The sequence below is a fragment of the Micromonospora sp. WMMD730 genome, from assembly GCF_049178955.1.
Lineage (GTDB): Bacteria > Actinomycetota > Actinomycetes > Mycobacteriales > Micromonosporaceae > Micromonospora > Micromonospora wenchangensis.
The window spans coordinates 7,314,184-7,334,582 of the sequence record NZ_JBMHML010000002.1; the positions used below are offsets into that span (position 1 = coordinate 7,314,184).

Here is a 20,399-nt window from a genome sequence, read left to right on the forward strand (position 1 = left end):
GCGTGGCCACCCCCGTACCAAGGTCGTCCTACCCGTCCAGGTCCGGTAGGGAGCCTAGAACGGCGCCTCACGTTGCTGCCTCCCGCGTTATCCGACCGTGTCCGATCCCACACCAGTTTTTGACATTTCCACCGCGTTAACGGGTGTCGGGTGGTTCAGGTAATTCGTGGCCTTGCGGGGGGTGATGGCCGAATCGATGCAGGTCAGCCGGGAAGCCGACGGGCGGCGGCGGCCGACCGTACGGCGATCCGGGCCTCCCGCCGGGCGGTGCGCACCGCGCGCCCCACCGAGCGTCGGGAGTGGCCGATGCGGTGGCCGGCCCGCCAGCGCAGACCCGGCCTGCCCTCGGTGTCGGCGGCGGCGAGCAGCAGACCACCGAAGAGCCCGAGGTTCTTCAGGAAGTGCACCTGGTTGTTGTTCCGGGTCGCCTGATCGTCGTTGCTCCAGAACGGGTGACCGGCGGCGGTGGTGGGCACCAGCGTACCGGCCAGGACCAGCGCGGCCGGCCGGGTGAACTTCCCGGTGGCCAGCATCAGACCGGCGGTGAACTGCACGGCGGCGTTGGCCCTGATCAACGTCTCGGTGTCGGTGGGGAGCTGCGGCGCGACCTGCTGGATCAGCGGCGTGACCCGGTCGGTGACCGGCTTGGCCGCCGGGACGAGCCGGTGGGGGTGCTGAAAGTTGCGGGCGCCACTGACCACGAAGATGCCGCTCAACATGACACGGGCGAGGGAGCGCACGGGTTTCATGGCTCAGTCATACCCCGTTTGACGCCCCGCTATCCGGGCAATGGCCGATCCGCGGCGGTCCGCGTGTCGACGGTCCGCATCGGTGCGTCGACCCCCGCCCCGGGCCGGCGGCCGTGCATACCGGCAGGCGGAGGAGGTACGCCACGCCGAATGGAGCGACCGTCGCTGATGGACGGGCTCCGACCGGTAACGTCGCGCGGGTGACGACCCTTCGGCTGCGCCCCGAGGGCCCGGCCGACGCCGGCCCGGTCCGCCGGGTGCTGGCCGCCGCCTTCGCCCGCCCCGACCGCACCACCCCCGGTGAGGTCGCGCTCGTCGACGACCTGCGCGGCAGCGCGGCGTGGCTGCCGGAACTGGCGATGGTCGCCGAGTACGGCGGCGAGGTGGTCGGGTACGCGCTGCTCACCCGGGTACAGGTCGAGGCCGACCGGGTCCGCGTCCCGGCGCTGGTGCTCGGGCCGGTGGCGGTCGCCCCGCACCGGCAACGGGTCGGGCACGGCACGGCGGTGGTGCAGGCCGCCTTGGAAGCCGCCACCGAGCTGGGCGAACGGCTGGTGGTGGTGCTCGGCGACCCGGCGTACTACAGGCGCTTCGGCTTCACCCGGGCCGACCGGATGGGGCTGGTCAGTCCCTGGTCGGGGCTGGGGGAGCCGTGGCAGGCACTCGTCCTGCCGCCGGAGGTCAGCGACGCGCCGCCACCACCACGCGGCGAGGTGGTCTTCCCGCCCCCCTGGTCCCGCGTCTGAGCCGCCGCGCCCCCGGCCTTTCGGCGGCCGGGCGCGCGGACAGCGGGGCTGGCCTGGCCGCCCGGCCGTTCAGGCCGGCTGGGTGCGCAGGTAGCGGCCGAAGTGCGGGACGGTGAAGGCGACCGTGCCGCGCTCCCCGGAGTAGATCAGCCCCTTCTTGATCAGCGCGTCCCGGGCCGGGGAGAGGCTGGCCGGCTTGCGGCCCAACGCGCGGGCGATCTCGGCCGTCGGCACCGCCGCGTCCATGTCGTCCCGACCACCGCCGTCGGCCTCCCCGGCCACCTGGGACAGGGTGGCCATCGCCCGCATGTACTCGCGTTCGGCAGGGGTGGCCCGCTCGAACCGGGAACCGAAGAAACCGACCGCCAGCTCCGCCTCCGCCTCCGGGGCGGCGACCCGCACGTCCGCGTCGGTGATCGGGGAGCGGGGCGCGTGGTCCCAGGTCGCCTTCCCGTACGCCTGGACGAAGTACGGGTAGCCGCCGGACGACTCGTAGAGCAGGTCGAGGGCCTTCTGCTCGTACTCCACCTGCTCCCGCTCGGCCGGCGCGCACAGTGCCTGGTCGGCGGCGATCCGGTCCAGCCGGTCGATCCGCAGGTAGCGGAACAGCCGCTCCGAGTACGACTTGGCGGCGCTGAGCACCGCCGGCAGGTGCGGCAGACCCGCGCCCACCACGATCAGCGGCGCGCCGAGCTGCGACAGCTCGTGGCAGGCGGCGCAGAGCGCCGAGATGTCCTCCGCGCCGAGATCCTGCATCTCGTCGATGAAGACGGCGATGCCGGTGCCCACGTCGCCGGCGACCGCCGCCGCGTCGGTGAGCAGCTCCACCAGGTCGATCTCGATGTCACCGGAGTCGGCCCGGCCGCTGCTGGCCGGCACGTCGATGCCGGGCTGCCAGCGGTCGCGCAGCCGGGGGGCCGCACCGGCCCGCCCGGTGGTGGGCACGCTGCGCTGCGCGAACGCCTTGAGTACGCCGAGGAAGGCGTCGATCCGGTCCGGTGCGCGGTGCCGGGGGGCCAGTTCGCGAACCGCCATGTGCAGGGCGGCGGCGATCGGCCGGCGCAGCGACTGGTCCGGCCGGGCCTCGATCTTGCCGGTGCCCCAGAGCTGGTTGATCGCCTGCGAGCGCAGGGTGTTGAGCAGCACCGTCTTGCCGACGCCCCGCAGGCCGGTGAGCATCAGGCTGCGTTCGGGACGACCCCGGGCGATCCGTTCCAGCACCACGTCGAAGACGTCCAGCTCCCGCCCCCGCCCGGCGAGTTCGGGCGGGCGCTGACCGGCGCCCGGGGCGTACGGGTTGCGGACCGGATCCACGCATCGCACAGTATCGGGCGCTCTAGCCTGCGGACTAGAGATGCGTAGACGGGGCTACCGGCGTGTCGCCGACCCGCCCCGGCCACGGCTCTCGACACGAATATGGGGCTGTCTAGCATCCACGCTAGACAGCCCCATATTCTCCTGTTCAGCTCCGTTTGCGCAGGCAGAGCACGTAGTCGAAGAGGTCGACCGAGTTGTCGTGCACGTAGTTGGCGTTCGACTCCGGCGCCAACGACCGGCACCGCTCCCCGTTCGTGGACGCGGGAATGCGCAGCAGCACCTCGTAGGTGTTCGGGCCGCACGGCACCTTGCGCAGCTCGGCGTCGCTGGCCGTACCGTCGTTGACCACGCAGTCGCCCCGGACGATCTGTGCCGCCCTGGTCGGCGTGGGGGTCGGCTCGGCCGTCGTCGGTTCCCCGGTCGGCTCCGGCGCGTCCGTCGGGGTGGCCTGCGTCGGCCCGTCCTCGGTGGGAGTGGCGGAGCTGCCCGTCGGGGTCGCCGGCTCGTCGCCGTCCTTTGCGGCCAGGAAGAACCAGCCGCCCACCCCGAGGCACGCGCAGAGCAGCAGGACCACCACCAGCCCGAGGATCAGTGCGATCCGGCCGCCCCGCCCCTTCGCCGGTGGCGGGGGCGGATACCCCGGCCCGGGCTGCCCCGGGAAGCCCGGCGGCTGCTGTCCCGGGAAGCCGGGCGCAGCCTGACCGGGATAGCCGGACGTGGGGGCCGCAGCCCCGGGGAATCCGGAGGACGGCGGTGGTACCGACTGGCCGGGATAGCCGGACGTGGGGGCCGCAGCCCCGGGGAATCCGGAGGATGGCGGTGGTACCGACTGGCCGGGGTAGCCGGACGTGGGTGCGGCGGCTCCGGGGAATCCGGACGACGGCGGTGGTGCGGCCTGGCCGGGGTAGCCGGATGTGGGTGCGGCGGCTCCGGGGAATCCGGAGGACGGCGGTGGTACCGACTGGCCGGGGTAGCCGGTCGGTGGGGGCGACGCCGGTGCGGCGAACGCGCCCGCTGCCGGCGCTGCTGTCGGCCCGGCGGGCGGGAACGGCCCCGGCGGCGGGTAACCGGCCTCAGTGGACGCCGCCGGCTGACCGGTCGGCGGCAGATACGTGTCCGGCGGCGGGTAGCCCGCCCCCGAGGTGGGAGGCGGTGGGTAGCTAGCCCCTGACGTGGGTGGTGGCGGGTACCCCGCTGCCGACGTGGGTGGGGGCTGGGGAGCCTCCGATGCCGGCATCTGCGTGGTCGGGGAGTACCCGCCGGTCGACGCGGGCATCTGCGTGGTCGGGGAGTAGCCGCCGGCCGGTGGTGGCGGGGCCGGCTGGGCCGCTCCCGACACCGGCAGTCGGGTGGTCGGCGGTTCCGGTGACGTGGCGATCGCGGTGGTTTCCGCATCACCGGTCACGGGGGCCGTCGGCGGCTCGCTGCGCAGCGCCGTGGTCGGTGCGTCGTCCGTACCGGACCAGATCGGCGCGGTCGGCGGCTCCGGCGGGGTCGCCGCCATCGGCGCGGTTGCCGGCTCCGGCGTAGCGGCGGAGAGGGGTGCGGTCGGCGGTTCCGGCGGGGTCGCCGGCATCGCCGTGGTCGGCGGTTCCGGTGCGGCGGCGTAGATCGGCGTGGTTGCCGGCTCCGGCGCGGTGGCGGAGAGGGGCGCGGTGGAGGGCTCCGGTGGGGTTGCCGGCATCGCCGTGGTCGGCGGTTCCGCTGCGGTGGCGTAGATCGGTGCGGTCGGCGGTTCCGGCGGGGACGCGGCCAGCGGGGAGGTCGGGGGTTCCTCCACCGCCGGAACGGGTGCCGTGGCCGGCTCGTCCGCCTCCCGTGACACGGGCACGGTCGGTGGCTCCGGGTCCTGTGCCCGGAGCGGCTCGGTCGCCGCCTCGACCGGGGCGGTGTCTGGTTCGCCCGCCGAGCCGGCGACCGGTCCGGTCGACACAACTGTCGGCTCGTCGTCCTGGGCGGTCGGGACGTGCCCCGCCGGCCCTGCGGACAGAGGCGCGGTCGGCTGCTCGCTGGAGTCGCCCGTGATGAGCGCGGTCGGCTGGTCGTCGAGGTCGGCCGCGACGGGTGCGGTCGGCGGTTCGTCGGCCGGGTGCGGGGGAGGCGACGAGATCGGTGCGGTCGGCGTCTCGTCGGCGGTCGACGGGACCGGGGTGGTCGGCGCGGTGGGGGCCTCGTCCTGGTCGTGGGCGAGGGGAGCCGTCGGCGCATCGTCCGGCTCCGCCGGGATCGACGCCGTCGGCGCGTCCGCGTCAGACGGGACTCCCCCGGTCGCGGACTCGGACCGGGCGAGGGGTGCGGTCGGCGGCTCCGGCTCGGACCGGTCGATCGGTTCCGTTGCTGGTTCCGGGGAGAGCGGGGCGGTCGGCGGCTCGGGGTCGGACCGGTCGATGGGTTCCGTCGCTGGTTCCGGGGAGATCGGCGCGGTGGGCGGCTCGGAGTCGAAGGGCTCGGTGGGTGGCTCGGACTCGGAAGCCGTGGGCCGGTGTTCCTTGTCGGGACGGCCGGAGTCGGGTGGGCCGAAGGTTGACAATCTCTCTCCAGGGGTGGGCTCAGCGCTGCTTCAGGCAGAGGACGAAGTCGAGGGTGTCCAGCTCGCTGTCGAAGAAGTACCAGTTGGTGTAGCCCTCCACCACGCCGCACTTCGCCTCGGCGTCCCTTTCACCACTGGTCGCTCCGTCGAAACGGCGGAGCACCTCATAGGTCTTCGGAGCGCACGCGGTGATCAGCAGTTTGGGCTTGCCACCGGCCGGGCCCTCGTTGCGGACGCACTGGCCCGCCTTGACGAACCGGGGGTCGGCCGACGAGGCGGGGGCGGCAGTGGTGGCTGCCGGAGCGGAGTTCGCCCCGTCGGGCTCGACAGGTGTCGTCGGCAGGACGGCCCCGGTCGTCGACGGTGATCCGTCGTCGTCACCCAGCAGGTACCACAGGATGCCACCGCCGACGACCAGCACCGCGAGCACGACCAGCACCGCGACCAGCGGCCCACGACCGCGCCCCGGCGTCGGAGCATCCGGGTACGCCGCCGGCCCGCTGACCGCGTACGGATCCGTCGAACCGTACGCCTCCGGCTGCCGGTACGAGGGATCGTACGACGGGTGCCCGGACGGCTGGGACGGCACGGCCGGGGGCTGCTCCGGTGCGGGACGGCTCCAGCGGTCGTCCGGGCGTCGCCCACCCCACGGTTCCGGGGAACCCCCCGGTGGTCCGTAGTTCGCCATGCCCGTCCTCCCGCGTGCCGAGATGCCGGTTATCCGGAAGACGCCACCGACGTGGTCACCGTAGCGTGGTCCTGCGATGACCTCATCTCCCTCGGCCGCGACACCCGCCCGGCCAGCCCTGATCTGGACGGCACTGATTCTCGTCTACGTGTTGTGGGGTTCCACGTACCTCGGTATCCGGGTCGTGGTGGAGTCGATGCCGCCGCTCGGGTCGGCCGCCGCCCGGTTCGGCGGTGCCGCGCTGGTGCTGGCGGTCGTGCTGCGGCTGCGACGCGGCAGGGGCGCGCTGCGGGTCGACCGCCGGCAGCTCGGTTCCGCCGCGCTGGTCGGGGTGCTGCTCCTGGCCGGAGGCAACGGTCTGGTGGTGCTCGCCGAGTCCGGTCCGTCCGGGGTGGCGGTACCGTCGGGGATCGCCGCGCTGCTGGTGGCGACCGTTCCGCTGCTGGTGGTCCTGCTCCGTACGGTCACCGGGGACCGTCCGCCGGGGTGGACGTTCGCCGGGGTGACGCTGGGCTTCCTCGGGCTGGTGCTGCTGGTGCTCCCCCGGGGCGGGTCCGGTGCGGTGCCGCTGGTCGGGGCGTTGACCGTGGTCGCGGGGGCGGTCTGCTGGTCGGTGGGATCGTTCCTGTCCAACCGGCTGCGGATGCCCGCCGATCCGTTCGTCGCCACCGTCTACGAGATGGTCGCCGGGGCGGTGGCCCTGTCCGTGCTGTCGCTGGCCCGGGGCGAACTGCGCGGGTTCTCCCCGGGGCAGGTGACCACCCGGTCCTGGCTGGCGCTGACGTATCTGCTGGTGGCCGGGTCGCTGGTGGCCTTCACCGCGTACGTCTGGTTGCTGGCGAACGCCCCCATCTCGCTGGCCGCCACCTACGCGTACGTCAATCCGGTGGTGGCGGTGGCGCTCGGCGCGCTGCTGGTCGCCGAGCCGGTGACCGGTCAGGTGCTGCTCGGCGGCGCGGTGATCGTGGCAGGTGTGGCGCTGGTGGTGACCACCGAGCGGCCCCGCCGACCGGTGGTCGACGGGGCGGTCCCGGAGCCGTCCCGCCGGTAACGTCGACGGCCGTGCCCCTCGGCCCGCCGACCCCGAGCCCGCTGCCCGGTCTGTCGCCGGCCGTGCGGAGCCCGGCGACCGGCCGCCGGGAGCCACGATGACCGGGGCGTCGATCGGCCTGGTGACTGCGGCGGCGGCGCTCGGTGCGCTGGCGGGCCTCGCCGCACCCCGCGTCGCCCGCGCCTTCCCACCGTCCGCGCCCCTGCGACCGTCGCGGGCCGGGCAGGCCGCTCCCCCACCGGCCGGGGAACCCGGGCACGGCGCTCCTCCGGTCGTGGTGGGGGTGGTGGTCTGCGGCGGGTTGGTCGCCGTGCGTGGCCCGGAGCCGGCACTGCCGGCGTTTCTGCTGGTGGCGACGGTGGGGGTGGTGCTGGCGGTGGTGGATCTGACCAGCCTCCGCCTGCCTGACCCGCTGGTCGGTGCGGCAGCGCTCGGCGGCGGCACCGCACTGACCGTGGCCGCCGTCGCCGCCGGCACTCCCGGCCGTCTGGCGCTCGCGCTGGCCGGTGCCGCGCTCTCCTTCCTCCTGTACGTGGTGCTGGCGCTGCTGCCCCGGTCCCGGCTCGGCTTCGGTGACGTGAAACTGGCGGCGGTGCTCGGCCTGCCGTTGGGCTGGCTGGGCTGGCCCACCCTCTGGCTCGGTCTGCTGCTGCCGCACCTGCTCAACGGGGTGCTGGTGCTGGCGTTGCTGGTCGCCGGCCGGGTACGCCGGGACACCGCCCTGCCGTTCGGCCCGGCCCTGCTCACCGGCGTCTGGCTCGCCGTCCTCCTCGCCTGACCGGCCCGCCGGGTGAGCGGGCGGCCCGGCGGGCAGCAACGTCACGCATCGAGCGGTATCAGCGCGGGCGGATACCGCTACCTCGACCCCGTAGGCCGGTCGACGGTCAGATCAGGCGGAGCTGACGGTCCTTGGGGCGGCGTGGCTCGGCCTCGCCGAACCGTTCGAACAGACCAGGGTCGACCACGTCCAGGAACGGCGACGGTCGGCAGTCGCGTTCCGTTCCGTGCCGGACCCGGCGGGCGGCATGGCTGACGTAGAGGCGGTCCTGCGCGCGGGTCAGCCCGACGAAGAAGAGCCGCCGCTCCTCGGCGATCGCGTCGTCGTCGGGTGTCGAGCCGGGCCAGCGCAGCGGCAACAGACCGTCCTCGACGCCGACCAGGAAGACCACCGGGAACTCCAGCCCCTTCGCGGCGTGCAGGGTGAGCAGGGTGACCGCCTCGGCGCGCGGGTCCAACGCGTCCACCTCGGCCCCGGTGGCGAGCTGGGAGAGGAAGAGTTCCAGGTCGTCGCCGCAGCGTCGGGCCAGCGGGGCGAGCAGGTCGACGGCGGTCCGCACGTCCTCGGGGCGTACGGTGCCGGCGGCGTCCAGGGTGGGGGCGGCGAACCGTTCGGCGAGCACCTGACCGGCGGCCCGGACCCGGGCGGGCAGCCCGCCGGTGGAGCCGTCGGCGTGCCGCAGTTCCCGGGCGATCGCGAGGACGCCGGGCCGGTCCCGGAGCCGGTCGTGCGACCGCTTCTGCACCGGGATGTTGGCCCTGGCCAGCGCGTCCACGATCGGGGCGGCCTGCGCGTCGGTACGGTAGAGCACCGCGATGTCGGAGAAGGACAGGCTGGTGGACCGGCCGTCGATGCGTCCGGAGTCCAACGACCGGTGGGAGAGGCCGCCGACCAGGTCGTCGACGGTGCGTACCACGAAGTCGGCCTCGTCGGCGACGGACGCCGCCGGGTAGCGGCCGACCAGCGGGGCCTCCGGGTCGAGCCGGGCCGGGTCGAGCCGGCGGCCCCGGACCAGCGACGACGGCGCGATGGCCTGGACGGCGGCGGCCAGGATCGGTGCCGACGATCGGTAGTTGCGGTTGAGCCGGACCAGCCGGGCGTCGGTGAAGTCCTCGGAGAAGCGCAGGAAGTAGCCGACGTCGGCACCCCGGAACGAGTAGATCGCCTGGTCCGGGTCGCCGATCGCGCAGAGGTTGCCGTCGGCGGGGCTGAGCAGCCGCAGCAGGTCGTACTGCACGGCGTCGACGTCCTGGTACTCGTCGACGAAGATCCACCGCCAGCGTTCCCGGTAGTCCCGGACCAGCTTCTTGTCGTCCTTGAGCAGCGCGACCGGCAGGGTCAGCAGCTCGTCCAGGTCGACCAGGTCCTGCTTGCGCAGCAGCGCGGTGTAGCGGGCCTGGTCGTCGCCGGCCTCCGTCCGGGCGGCGGCACGTTCGGCGTCGTCGGCGATCCGGAAGCCCTCCGGCAGGCCGGCCGCGGCGGCGTTCTCCCGCAGGATGGCCAGCCCGAGCGAGTGGAAGGTGCCGACGGTGACGTCCTCGGCGACCGGGCCGAGTAGCCCGTCGAGCCGGTGCCGCAGCTCCTCGGCGGCCCGCCGGGTGAAGGTGATCGCCAGGCACTGCTCGGGGAAGACGTTCAGTTCGGCGCAGAGGTAGGCGATCCGGTGGGTCAGCGTACGGGTCTTGCCGGTGCCCGGCCCGGCCACGATCAGCAGCGGGCCGCCGGGCGCGGAGGCGGCCACCCGCTGCATCGCGTCCAGCCGGTCGAGCAGGCCGGTGCCGACCTCCTCCATCCCGGCGAGCATCGGTTCGAACGGCTCGTGCGGCGAGGGGGTCGAGGCGATCGGTGGCGGCGGCGGGGTCGGCGCGGGCTTCGGCTTCGGCTCGGCCTTCGCCGCCGCCGGCCGCTTGGCCTTCGGTTTCGCCGCCGGCTCCGTCGGCCTGCGCTGCGCCGGCACCGGTACGTCGAACAGCGTCTCCTGCCCCGCTCCGGCGGCCCCGCCCAGCTCGGCGGGGTCGAAGAGGGTGATCACGCCGTACTCGCCGTCGAAGCCGGGGATCCGGCGCACGTCGCCCCGGCGCAACCGGCCGATGCCCTCGGCGAGCAGTTCCCCGCCCACCCGGCCGATCTCGTCGACCGGGGTACGGGTGAGGATCTCCAGCTCCGGGCCGAGCGCGGCGACCAGCTCGTTGAGCTTCCCCTCGACCTTCTTGGACCGGGGCCCCACCTTGTTGATCTCACCGAGGATCTCGGCCAGCGGCACCAGGTGGGTCACCTCGCGGGCGTGCTCCGGTCGGTGCCCGTCCGGCCGGTCGGCCAGCTCCTCGACCCGGCTGAGCACCCCCACGGTCAGCGGCTTGCCGCACTCCGGGCAGCGTCCGCCGGCCGCCCGGGTCCGCTCCGGCGACCAGTTGACGCCGCAGAGCCGGTGCCCGTCGGCGTGGTACTTGCCCTCCTCGGGGAAGAACTCGATCGTCCCGGCCAGCCCGTCACCGGTCCGCAGCGCGTCCCGGATGGCGAAGTAGTCACGGGCCGACGAGAAGACGGTGGCCTCCCGGGCCAGGGCCGGCGGGGAGTGCGCGTCGGAGTTGGAGACCAGCCGGTAACGGTCCAGGCTGCCGACCCGCCAGTTCATCGCCGGGTCGGAGGAGAGCCCGGTCTCCACCGCGAAGACGTGCTCGGCCAGGTCGGCGTAGCAGTCGGCGATCGCGTCGAAGCCGGACTTCGAGCCGAGCGCGGAGAACCACGGCGTCCAGATGTGCGCCGGCACCAGGTAGCCGTCCGGACTGGCGTCGAGGGTGATCTCCAGCAGGTCCCGGGAGTCCAGACCGAGGATCGGCCGGCCGTCCGAGCCGAGGTTGCCGATCCGGCCCAGCGCGGTGTTGAACCGGGCCACCGCGTCCAGGTCGGGCAGGTAGATCAGGTGGTGCACCTTGCGGGTCCGGTCGTCCCGCTTGTAGATCGTGGAGATCTCCACGCTCAGCATGAACCGGACCGGGTCCGCCTCCGCCGCGTCGGCCAGCCGGGGCGGCAGTCGCCGAGCGATGTCCGCCTCGGCCTCCGGGCCGAGCCGGTACAGGCCGGGCTCGGCCGGTTGCAGGGTCTCCCGCAGGTGGTCGTACCAGGCGGGATGGGTGAAGTCCCCGGTGCCGAGCACCCCGATGCCCTTGCGTCGGGCCCACCAACCGAGGTTGGGCAGGGTGAGATCGCGGCTGCACGCGCGGGAGTACTTCGAGTGGATGTGCAGGTCCGCGACGAACGGCGGGACGCCACCAGGGGGAGCGGCGCTGAACGGAGGCACGCCGCATCCTGTCACGACCGGTCCACTACCCGCCCGCCGCCACGCGTACGCGTGAGGAGAGCAATCCGGTGCTGGACTCCACCCGTCGGACGCGGTATGAGCGGGACCGTCCGCCATCCGGGCAGGTCACGGGGCGCGTAGCTCGACCAGGGTCACCTGCGGCGGTGCGCCCACACGGACCGGAGGGCCCCAGAAACCGGCCCCGTTGGTGACGTAGACCTTGGTGCCGTCGACCTCACCGAGGCCGGAGACCACCGGCTGCTGAAGCTTGACGGCCAGGTTGAACGGCGCGAGCTGCCCACCGTGGGTGTGCCCGGACAGTTGCAGGTCGACGCCGAACTTCGCCGCCTCGTGCACGGCGATCGGCTGGTGGGCGAGCAGCACCACCGGGCGGCTGACGTCCCGGCCGCCGAGCGCGGCGGTGAAGTCGGCAGGGCCGGCGACGCCGGTGCCGTCGGCGGTGACGTCGTTGATCCCGGCCAGGTCGAGCACCCCGCCCCGGGCCCGGATCTCCTGCCGCTCGTTCTGCAGCACCCGCAGGCCGAGCCGGTCGACCTCGGCCACCCACTCCTCGACCCCGGAGTAGTACTCGTGGTTGCCGGTGACGAAGAAGCTGCCGTAGCGGGAACGCAGGTCACGCAGCGGTTCGGCGGCCTCGCCCAACTCGGCGACCGAGCCGTCGACGAGGTCACCGACGACCGCGACCAGATCGGCGTCCAGTCGGTTGATCATGGCGACGATCCGCTCGGTGTGCGCCCGACCGCGCAACGGGCCGAGGTGGATGTCGGACACGGTGGCGATGCGCAGCCCGTCCATGCTGCGGGGGAGCTTCGCCAGCGGGATGCGTACCCGGTCGAGCTGTGGCGGACCCACCGCGGTGCGGACCCCGTACCCGGTGATGCCGGCGGCGGTGAGCCCGGCGAAGATGGCGGCCCCCCGGGCGAGCAGCAACCGCCGGGACTCGTCGTGGTCGGGGCGGTCCACCGCCTCGGCGGCCGGCGGGTCCGCGCTGCCGGCCGCGCCGACCAGCGCCGGTTCCGGGGCGGCGGTGGTCGCCTCGGCGGCGGCGCTGCGACGACGCAGCACCAGCCGGGCCACCGCCATCGGCACCTCCAGCACCAACAGCACGATCAGCAGGTAGAACATCACCGCGAGCCAGAGGTAACCGGGCCAGGCCAGCCAGAACGCCCCGGCGATCTGGGTGCCCGCCATCGTCGCGGGGACGAGCACCGCCAGCACCAGCGCGACGACAGTGCCGACCCGCCGCCACCGGCCCGGCCCGGTGGTGTCCTTGACCAGCCGCTTCCACAGGTAGAAGTGGATCAGGCCGGTGATCAGGCCGATCGTGCCCACGAACCCCAGAATCGCCAACACGGCAGCCCTTCCTCAGCCGCCCGCGAAGGGGGGCAGCACGTCGATCGTGGCCCCGGCCGGCAACGGTGTCTGACGATCATGGCAGGCCACGCCGTCGACCAGGAAACTCGCCACCTGGAGCACCGCGGCCAGCCGGGGGCCGTGCCGGTGTGCGAGTTCACCGAGCAGTTCGTCGAGCGGCCGGCCGGCGGATGCGGTCTCCTCGCTGCGGCCGGCGGCGGCCCGCGCCCCGGCGAAGTACCGGACGGTGAGGTCCACCTCAGCCTCCGATCGCCGACATGGGCCGGACGGGTTGCAGGAACGTCGGGTCGTCGATGCCGTGCCCGGCCCGTTTGACCACCGTGGCGGCCTGCCAGCGGCGGGCGATGTCGGCGTCGTCCGCGCCGGCCCGCAGCGCGCCACGCAGGTCGGACTCCTCGGTGGCGAACAGGCAGTTGCGGAGCTGACCGTCGGCGGTGAGCCGGGTCCGGTCGCAGTCGCCGCAGAACGGCCGGGTCACCGTGCCGATCACGCCGACCCGCGCCGGCCCGCCGCCGACCAGCCAGGTTTCGGCTGGTGCGGCGCCCCGGTGCGCCGGGTCGGGGGTGAGGGCGAACTCGGCGGCCAGCGACGTCAGGATCTCGTCGGCGGTGACCATGGTGGCCCGGTCCCAGCCGTGCTGGGCGTCCAACGGCATCTGCTCGATGAACCGCAGCTCGTAGCCGTGGTCGAGGGCGAACCGCAGCAACGCCGGTGCCTCGTCGTCGTTGACCCCGCGCATCAGCACCGCGTTGACCTTCACCGGGGCGAGCCCGGCGGCGGCGGCGCCGGCCAACCCGGCGAGCACGTCGCCGAGCCGGTCCCGCCGGGTCAACGCGGCGAACCGGGCCGCATCGAGGGTGTCCAGCGACACGTTCACCCGGTCCAGCCCGGCCTCGCGCAGCGCCGGGGCGAGCCGGTCCAGGCCGAGCCCGTTGGTGGTCACCGAGATCCGGGGGCGGGGGGTGAGCGCGGCCACGGCGGCGACGATGCCGACCAGCCCCGGCCGGATCAGCGGCTCGCCCCCGGTGAACCGCACCTCGGTCACCCCCAGCCGCTGCACCGCGACCCGGACCAGCCGCACGATCTCCGCGTCGGTGAGCAGTTGCGGCCCGGCCAGCCAGGGCAGCCCTTCGGCTGGCATGCAGTAGGTGCAGCGCAGGTTGCACTTGTCGGTCAGCGACACGCGTAGGTCCCGGGCGATCCGGCCGTACCGGTCGACGAGGACGCCGGCGGTCGTCGGGGCGGCGGTCATCCGTCGACCGTAGCGCGGCCGACACCCCGCAGCGCCGCTCGGGCGGCACCGACGACCGCATCGCGGTACGCCCCACCGAACAGGGCGGTGTGCACGAGCAGTAGGTGCAGCTGGTGCAGTGGCACCCGTTCCCGCCACCCGTCGGCCAGCGGCCACGCCTCCCGGTAGCCGGCCATGATCCGGTCGTGGTGCGGCGGGCCACCGAACAGCGCGAGCTGGGCCAGGTCGGTCTCCCGGTGCCCGCCGTGCGCCGCCGGGTCGACCAGCCACACCCGCCCGTCCGCGCCCCAGAGCAGGTTGCCCGGCCACAGGTCGCCGTGCAGCCGGGTCGGGGGCTCGTCGCCGCCGAACTCGCCGATCCGCGTCACCACCTGCTCGACCAGCGCGGCGTCCGGGCCGTCGAGGGCACCGCCGTCGACCGACATCCGCAGGTACGGCAGGAGCCGCCGCCGGGCGAACCACTCCGGCCACGGCCCGTCGTCCGGGGTGTTGTCCTGCGTGAGGGTGCCGATGAACCCGGGCCAGGCCGCCCCGAACCGGTCCGCGCCGGCCCGGTGCGTGCCGGCCAGCTCCCGGCCGAACCGCTCGGCCGCCCCGGGCGTCGGCTCGCCGGGGTCGACCCAGTCGAGCGCCAACAGCTCCGGCAGCGCCACCACCACCTCCGGTACGGCCACCGCGCCGGCCTCCCGCAGCCAGCGCAGCCCGGTGGCCTCGGTGTCGAAGAAGCCCGCCGGTACGGGTCGACCGGCCCGCTCCGGCCAGGTCTTGGTGAAGACCGAGTGGCCGTCGTCCAGGGTCAACCGGGAGGCCACGCAGCTGTCCCCGCCCGCCACCGGGGTCTCCCGGATGCGCTGGTGGGTCAGGAAGGTGGGCAGGTGCTCCGGGTGCGCCCGCAGGTACGCCAGGTCCATGAGCGCAAGGTAGCCGCTCGGACCGACCCCGGTGGGCCGCACAACCTTCGGAATCGCGGTGACCTGGGCAAATACTCTCCGTATCTGTGGATAACCCGTGTGTCGTCCACAGGGACTGTCGGCGCTGTGGCCGCCCGCCGCAGGCTGCCGGACATGAACGCGACCGACCGCCCCCGGCTCACCGTCCGCTCACCCGCCGACCTGATCACCGCCGTGCCGTACCTGATCGGCTTCCACCCCGTCGACAGCATCGTGGTGGTGGCGATGCGGGGCCGGCGGATCGTCTTCGCCGCCCGCGCCGACCTGCCCGGACCGGGCACCGACCCGGCCCTGCCGGCGCGACATCTCGGCGACGTGATCGGCCGGCAGGACGCCGAATCCACCACGGTCATCGGCTTCGGCCCGCCCGAACGGGTCACCCCGGCGGTGGACGCCGTCCGGTCGGCGCTGGTCGACCTCGGCCTGCCCGTGCTCGACGCGCTGCGGGTGACCGGTCGCCGCTACTGGTCCTACCTCTGCGAAGCGCCGGACTGCTGCCCACCCGACGGCACCCCGTACGACCCGGACGCCAGCCAGGTCGCTGCCGCCGCGGTCTACGCCGGTCAGGTGGCCCTCCCCGACCGGGCGGCACTCGCCGCGCAGGTCGCCCCTGCCGGGAGCGTCGACCCGGTCGCCCTGCGCCGGGCCGGTGACCGGGCCGAACGCCGCCTGCTGGGCCTGCTGGAGGCGGCCCCGGCCACTGACGAGTCCGGCGAGCGGGCCATCAGCAGGGCCGGCACCACAGCGGTACGCCAGGCGCAACGTCGGCACCGGCGCGGCGACCGGCTCACCGACGATGAGGTGGCCTGGCTGACCCTGCTCCTGACCCACCTGCCGGTACGCGACCACGCGTGGGAACGCACCGACGGCCGGGAGGAGGACATCGCCTTCTGGGGTGAGGTGCTGCGCCGTGCCGAGGAGGAGTTGGTCCCCGCCCCCGCCTGCCTGCTCGCCTTCGCCGCGTGGCGGGCCGGCCAGGGCGCGCTCGCCGCCGTGGCCCTGGAGCGGGCGCTGACCGTCCGCCCCGACTACACCCTCGCCCGGCTCCTCGACGATCTGCTGCGGCGTGGGGTGCCGCCGTCCGACCTGGACGGGTGGCCGGCCGTGACCGAGCCGGAGGTGCTGCGCCGCCGCCGTCGCCGGCCCCGCCGCCCCCGCTGACCAGCCGGCCTCGATGGCCCGGCCGGTAGCGGGGTCACTGCCGGTGAGGATGGTCGGGGCTAGGTGGTCTCGGGGAGAGATATGACTGGCAGTCATATTTATGCCTGACAGGAATACGGCTGTCAGTGGCATGGTGTTGGAGCGGAGACGGTCGACACCTGCTCGGAGTGATAGCCGCCCCATGCTCTCCACCGACCGGGTCGGGCAGTTCAGAGGCGGTATGCCGGGTCCTTCCCTGACGCGAGATGCCTGCCCCGGATCTCGGGGCAGGCATGTCACCGGGCAGGTCGGTCAGGCGCGATCGGCCAGCCCGGCGACGAACGTGCGCCACGAGGTGGGGGCGAACGTCAGGGCCGGCCCGTCCGGGTCCTTGGAGTCCCGTACGGCGACCGCGCCGGGAAGGTTGTCGGCAACCTCGACACAGTTCCCACCGCTGGTGCCACTTCGGGTGGACTTCCGCCACCGTGCATCAGTCAGGTTCATTGGCCTGTAACTCCCATGATCAGGTCTAACGACTGTCGTCGTGGTAGCGCCTCGTTCCGGATGCTCTCCCACCGCTCGAAGAGCGTAGCCAGGTCTGCCGGCTGGCTCAGGACATTGCCGCCCAACTGGCTTTCGAGGTGTCCAACCCAACCGCCATCACCCAGATGCGCGAGCGACAGTGGGCCGGAAAGCCCTGCATAGAAAACAACGTCGGCGGGCACGATGTGGATGCTGATATTCGGTCGTTCCGCACAAGCTACAAGGTGGTCGAGTTGCTCGGCCATCAGTTTCTCGAAGCCCTCACCGGCGCGCTGGACTGCACCTCCGTCGATCACCGCGACGAGCTGGGGTGGGTCAACCCGGTCCAGGACGTGCTGTCGTTCCAGGCGTGCCGCCACTCGACGATCCACTTCGCTGTCGGTCAGACGCGGATCGAGTCTCAGCACCGCGCGGGCGTAGGCCTCGGTTTGTAGTAGGCCGGGAATCAGGTTCGGCTCGAAATACCTGAGTTGGGTCGCGTTGCGTTCGGCGTCGAGCCACGGCAGGAACCACGATGGTGTGCCGAGCTTGCTCACCAGCCGCTCGAAGAGCCCACCGGTGCTGAGCGCCCGGTCAGCTCCCTTGACGAAGTCCAGGGTCAGCGCCCGGGTGCCCCCCTCGACGGCACTGACGTGCGATGCGCTGAATCCGGCGCCCCGCCCGAACGTCTCCTGCGTCATGCCGGCGGCACCCCGGGCACGGCGGATCTCGGCAACGACGAAGTCGGCGAGCGGATCTGGTACGTCAGCCATGCACGGCGCCCCAATCTGAAGATCGACTATTCATGCCGCCACCTGCTCGGCGGTTCCTCATCCGGCTCAGCCCGAACCCCCATCGCACCTTCCGAGACTAGTGGCCTCCACATCAGAGTGTCACCGGGGCGGCGCTGTCGGTAGTGGTCGAGGGCTGGCGGCGGCGTCTGCCGGAGGGGCCGTCCGTGGAAGGGCGGCCGGCCCCTCCTCCACCCGACGCGGACACACCGACGCAGAGGAGACGCCGTGCCCAGGGAGAAGCCGAAACCCGAGCAGAGGCCGAAGCCCGTACCCGACCCGACGCCCGCGCCCGAACCCGGGCCGCCCGCGCGCCCGATCGTGCCGGGACCGATCGGGCCGTTCGTCCCGCCGTACCGGGGGCCGGGGCGGATGACCGGCATCGTGCCGACGCACCGCTGGGCGTTCAGCCGGAACCAGGGGCCCAGGTGACCGCCCCGCAGCTCAGGCCGGGCGAGGTGCTGCACCTGTCGCGTACCGCCAGCGTGCAGTTCATCCGGCCGATCACGGTCCGGGTCATCCGGGTGCTGGCCGACTGGCACACGTACGACGGATGGGTGTGGATCGATGCATACCAGCTGAATGCTGTCGGCGACGCAGTGCGGCGGAGGACCCTGTTCCTGATGCCGGCGGGTGCGCGCCGGCCAGCCCCGCAGTCGGACCGCGCCCCCGCCCGGACTGTCCCGGCTCCCCCGGCCCGGCGGGGTGGGGCGACGGTCTCGCGGCGGGGGACGGCGGTCCCCCGGGACGCGCGGCCCGGTCGGGCACGGGCGTCCCGGTCGGCGGGGACACCGTGACCGGGCCGCTGCCCGGCCGGCACACGCCGCTGCGACCGATCTGGCTGTGCCGGGTCGACGCGAACCCGTGGCCGTGCGGGGAGGCGAAACTCGCTCTCCTCGCCAGGTACGACGGCGACCGGCCCGGACTGCTCGCCCTACTGGCCAGCCTGTCGGTGGAGGCGACCGAACACCTGACGCAGCTCGACAACGGTCGCCGGATCGACGTGACCGACCGCTTCCTCACCTGGGTCCGCCCGCCGGACCGCTGACCCCTTTCCCGGTCGCCGTGCCGCAGCCGGATCGCCGTGCCGCCGCTGGAACCGGCATCCGCCGACCCGTGTCTGAGCCGCCGACCGGGGCAGGAGCTGCGGGTTCAGGGGGTGACGCGGTGGCTGCCGGTGTAGACGTTCATGGTCCGGCCACGGAGGAAGCCGACCAGGGTCAGCCCCGCCTCGTCGGCCAGGTCGGCGGCGAGGGTGCTCGGCGCGGAGACCGCCGCCAGCAGCGGCAGCCCGGCCATCCACGCCTTCTGCGTCAGCTCGAAGCTCGCCCGGCCGGACACCATCAGCAGGTGCCCGGACAGCGGCAGCCGCCGCTGCCGGACCGCCCAGCCGACCACCTTGTCCACCGCGTTGTGCCGCCCGACGTCCTCGCGCAGCACCACCAGTTCGCCGTCGGGAGTGAACAGGCCCGCCGCGTGCAGGCCGCCGGTGCGGTCGAACGCGCGCTGCGCCGCGCGCAGCCGGTCGGGCAGCTCCGCCAGCAGCGTCGCCGGCACGGTGAGCGGGTCGTCGGCGACGGTGAACCGGGAGCGGGTGCGCACCGCGTCGATGCTGGCCTTTCCGCACACCCCGCAGGAGCTGGTGGTGTAGAAGTTGCGCGCCGGGTCCGTCGCCGGTGCCGGCACGCCGGGGGAGAGCACCACGTCGACCACGTTGTACGTGTTGGGTGTTGCCGCCCCGGAGCAGAGCTGGGCGGTGTGCACGTCGGCGTCGCTGCGGATCAGCCCCTCGGTCAGCAGGAAGCCGATGGCCAGGTCGAGGTCGTCACCGGGGGTACGCATGGTCACCGCCAGCGGGCGGCGTCGACCCGGCCCGCCGGGGCCGACCCGGATCTCCAGCGGTTCCTCCACGGCGAGCGTGTCCGGCCGGCGCAGCGCCACCCGGGCGTCGTCCGCCGCGTCGAGGTCGATCCGGAGCACGCTTCGCCGGTCAGTGGCCCGTCCCATCCCGCCATCCTGCCCCGCCCGCCCGGCCCCCCGCACGGTGACCACCCTGGCTGCGGTCCCCACCGCGCCCACCCGGCACTCCCCGGCCGCCGGCACCGCCCGGCAGTCCCCGGCCACCGACACCACCCGGTAGTCCCCGGCCGCCGGCAGCGGGCGTCGGCCCGGCAACCGGGGACGGGACGGAACCGGGAGGCCGCGCGAGCGGAGCACGAAGGCCGGGCCCGGCGGCTACCGTGGCCGGGTGACGGCGTACGCGGCGGTGGTGCTGGCCGGTGGGGCGGCCCGCCGGATGGGTGGGCGGGACAAGCCGGCGGTGCCGGTGCACGGCCGGCCGATGCGGGACCTGGTGCTCGCCGCCGTCGCCGACGCCGTACCCCGGGTGCTGGTCGGGCCGGGTGGTGCGCTGCCGGCCGACGTCCTGGTGACCCGGGAGGAACCGGCCGGTGGGGGGCCGGTGGCCGCCACGTCCGCCGGGCTGGCCCTGCTCGGTCCCGGTCCGGCGGTCGTCGCCCTGCTCGCCGCCGACCTGCCGCTGCTCACCCGCCCGGCCGTCGGCGCGCTGCTCGACACGCTCGCCGCCGAAGCCGGTCCGGCGGCGGCGGACGGTGTCTGCCTGGTCGACGACCGGGGGCGACGCCAGCCGCTGTGCGGGGTGTGGCGGGTGCCGACGCTACGCGCCGCGCTGGACCGGGTCGCCGCCCGCCGTTCCGAGCCCGTCCCCGGGCGGCCCCGGGGAGCCGCCGCGCTCGCCGGGGCGTCCATGCGGGAACTGCTGGGGGAGCTGACGGTACGCGAGTTGGCCTGGTCCGCTGCCGGCCCGCCACCGTGGTTCGACTGCGACACTGACTCCGACGTACGCCGGGCGGAGGAGTGGACGCGATGACCGTGCTGGACGACTGGGTGACGGCAGCCTGCGCCGAGCTGGGTCTCGACCCGGCCGAGGTGCCGGTGCCGACGGTGCTGGACCTGGCCAGGGACGTCGCGCACCAGGTGCTACGGCCGGGTGCGCCGGTCACCGCGTACCTGCTGGGGGTGGCGGTCGGACGCGGCGCGGACCCGGCAGCGGCGGCGGCCCGGCTCACCGGGCTGGCCGCCCAGTGGCCGGTGGAGCTGGGCGGCGAGCGCCCCGCCTCCTGACCGACCGGGCGGACCCCGGCGCACGATCCGGTCCGCCGTGCCTTG

The 20,399-nt window shown here is 74.1% G+C and carries 19 protein-coding genes; 7 read left to right on the plus strand and 12 right to left on the minus strand.

Annotated elements, in window-relative coordinates:
* Window positions 1–203: 203 nt before the first annotated feature.
* Complete coding sequence (locus ACN265_RS31455; protein ID WP_088643621.1) at window positions 204–749, minus strand: DoxX family protein; 546 nt, start codon at window positions 747–749, stop codon at window positions 204–206.
* Between the two features lie 200 nt (window positions 750–949).
* Here ACN265_RS31455 and ACN265_RS31460 point away from each other — a divergent pair, with 200 nt between their 5' ends.
* Window positions 950–1,495: a GNAT family N-acetyltransferase gene (locus ACN265_RS31460; protein WP_357924746.1), complete on the plus strand. Its 546-nt coding sequence runs from the start codon at window positions 950–952 to the stop codon at window positions 1,493–1,495.
* Window positions 1,496–1,564: 69 nt separating this feature from the next.
* Here ACN265_RS31460 and ACN265_RS31465 read toward each other — a convergent pair whose 3' ends face one another.
* From ACN265_RS31465 to ACN265_RS31475, 3 genes are all read right to left on the minus strand, one after another.
* Window positions 1,565–2,809, minus strand: coding sequence for an AAA family ATPase (locus tag ACN265_RS31465; protein ID WP_420116300.1), 1,245 nt, complete (start codon window positions 2,807–2,809; stop codon window positions 1,565–1,567).
* Between the two features lie 148 nt (window positions 2,810–2,957).
* Complete coding sequence (locus tag ACN265_RS31470) at window positions 2,958–3,404, minus strand: LppU/SCO3897 family protein (RefSeq protein WP_204925642.1); 447 nt, start codon at window positions 3,402–3,404, stop codon at window positions 2,958–2,960.
* Between the two features lie 1,957 nt (window positions 3,405–5,361).
* Window positions 5,362–6,030, minus strand: a complete 669-nt coding sequence (locus tag ACN265_RS31475) for an LppU/SCO3897 family protein (protein ID WP_204925481.1) — start codon at window positions 6,028–6,030, stop codon at window positions 5,362–5,364.
* 76 nt (window positions 6,031–6,106) lie between these two features.
* Between ACN265_RS31475 and ACN265_RS31480 the strand changes: the two genes are divergently transcribed.
* Window positions 6,107–7,081, plus strand: coding sequence for an EamA family transporter (locus ACN265_RS31480; protein WP_421410976.1), 975 nt, complete (start codon window positions 6,107–6,109; stop codon window positions 7,079–7,081).
* Between the two features lie 97 nt (window positions 7,082–7,178).
* The gene (locus ACN265_RS31485; RefSeq protein ID WP_421410977.1) at window positions 7,179–7,859 is read left to right on the plus strand and encodes a prepilin peptidase; all 681 of its coding nucleotides are present in this window, start codon (window positions 7,179–7,181) and stop codon (window positions 7,857–7,859) included.
* 106 nt (window positions 7,860–7,965) lie between these two features.
* On the opposite strand, the gene ACN265_RS31490 is transcribed toward ACN265_RS31485, so the two are convergent.
* The 5 genes from ACN265_RS31490 to ACN265_RS31510 all read right to left on the minus strand — a co-directional run bounded on the left by ACN265_RS31490 (window position 7,966) and on the right by ACN265_RS31510 (window position 14,718).
* Entirely contained in the window at window positions 7,966–11,160 is a 3,195-nt protein-coding gene (locus ACN265_RS31490) for a UvrD-helicase domain-containing protein (protein ID WP_421410979.1), read from the minus strand.
* A 126-nt stretch (window positions 11,161–11,286) separates the two neighbouring features.
* Window positions 11,287–12,534, minus strand: coding sequence for a metallophosphoesterase (locus ACN265_RS31495; protein ID WP_421410981.1), 1,248 nt, complete (start codon window positions 12,532–12,534; stop codon window positions 11,287–11,289).
* A gap of 12 nt (window positions 12,535–12,546) precedes the next feature.
* The gene (locus tag ACN265_RS31500) at window positions 12,547–12,792 is read right to left on the minus strand and encodes a MoaD/ThiS family protein (protein ID WP_088643614.1); all 246 of its coding nucleotides are present in this window, start codon (window positions 12,790–12,792) and stop codon (window positions 12,547–12,549) included.
* 1 nt (window position 12,793) lies between these two features.
* Window positions 12,794–13,807 (minus strand): GTP 3',8-cyclase MoaA, encoded by a 1,014-nt coding sequence (moaA, locus tag ACN265_RS31505; protein ID WP_204925476.1) that lies wholly within the window; start codon window positions 13,805–13,807, stop codon window positions 12,794–12,796.
* Window positions 13,804–14,718 carry a fructosamine kinase family protein gene (locus ACN265_RS31510; protein WP_421410983.1) on the minus strand — a complete coding sequence of 305 codons (915 nt, stop codon included), beginning with the start codon at window positions 14,716–14,718 and terminating at the stop codon, window positions 13,804–13,806. Before ACN265_RS31510 ends, moaA begins: the two co-directional genes overlap by 4 nt.
* 153 nt (window positions 14,719–14,871) lie before the next feature.
* Here ACN265_RS31510 and ACN265_RS31515 point away from each other — a divergent pair, with 153 nt between their 5' ends.
* Window positions 14,872–15,918: a DUF4192 domain-containing protein gene (locus ACN265_RS31515; protein WP_421410984.1), complete on the plus strand. Its 1,047-nt coding sequence runs from the start codon at window positions 14,872–14,874 to the stop codon at window positions 15,916–15,918.
* Window positions 15,919–16,209: 291 nt separating this feature from the next.
* Here the strand turns inward: ACN265_RS31515 and ACN265_RS31520 are convergent, their stop codons facing one another.
* Window positions 16,210–16,401, minus strand: a complete 192-nt coding sequence (locus ACN265_RS31520; RefSeq protein WP_420119613.1) for a DUF397 domain-containing protein — start codon at window positions 16,399–16,401, stop codon at window positions 16,210–16,212.
* The gene (locus ACN265_RS31525; protein ID WP_421410986.1) at window positions 16,398–17,192 is read right to left on the minus strand and encodes a helix-turn-helix domain-containing protein; all 795 of its coding nucleotides are present in this window, start codon (window positions 17,190–17,192) and stop codon (window positions 16,398–16,400) included. Before ACN265_RS31525 ends, ACN265_RS31520 begins: the two co-directional genes overlap by 4 nt.
* An 811-nt stretch (window positions 17,193–18,003) precedes the next feature.
* On the opposite strand from ACN265_RS31525, the gene ACN265_RS31530 reads away from it, so the two are divergent.
* On the plus strand, window positions 18,004–18,258 hold the full coding sequence (locus ACN265_RS31530; protein ID WP_420119611.1) for a flavin reductase: 255 nt from the start codon (window positions 18,004–18,006) through the stop codon (window positions 18,256–18,258).
* Window positions 18,259–18,362: 104 nt separating this feature from the next.
* On the opposite strand, the gene fdhD is transcribed toward ACN265_RS31530, so the two are convergent.
* On the minus strand, window positions 18,363–19,217 hold the full coding sequence (gene fdhD, locus ACN265_RS31535) for a formate dehydrogenase accessory sulfurtransferase FdhD (RefSeq protein ID WP_421411714.1): 855 nt from the start codon (window positions 19,215–19,217) through the stop codon (window positions 18,363–18,365).
* 241 nt (window positions 19,218–19,458) lie between these two features.
* Between fdhD and mobA the strand changes: the two genes are divergently transcribed.
* Together mobA and ACN265_RS31545 are read left to right on the plus strand one after the other, a co-directional pair.
* Window positions 19,459–20,100 (plus strand): molybdenum cofactor guanylyltransferase, encoded by a 642-nt coding sequence (gene mobA / locus ACN265_RS31540; protein WP_421410988.1) that lies wholly within the window; start codon window positions 19,459–19,461, stop codon window positions 20,098–20,100.
* On the plus strand, window positions 20,097–20,354 hold the full coding sequence (locus tag ACN265_RS31545; RefSeq protein WP_088643673.1) for a DUF6457 domain-containing protein: 258 nt from the start codon (window positions 20,097–20,099) through the stop codon (window positions 20,352–20,354). The genes mobA and ACN265_RS31545 overlap by 4 nt, the downstream gene beginning before the upstream one ends.
* Window positions 20,355–20,399: the final 45 nt, after the last annotated feature.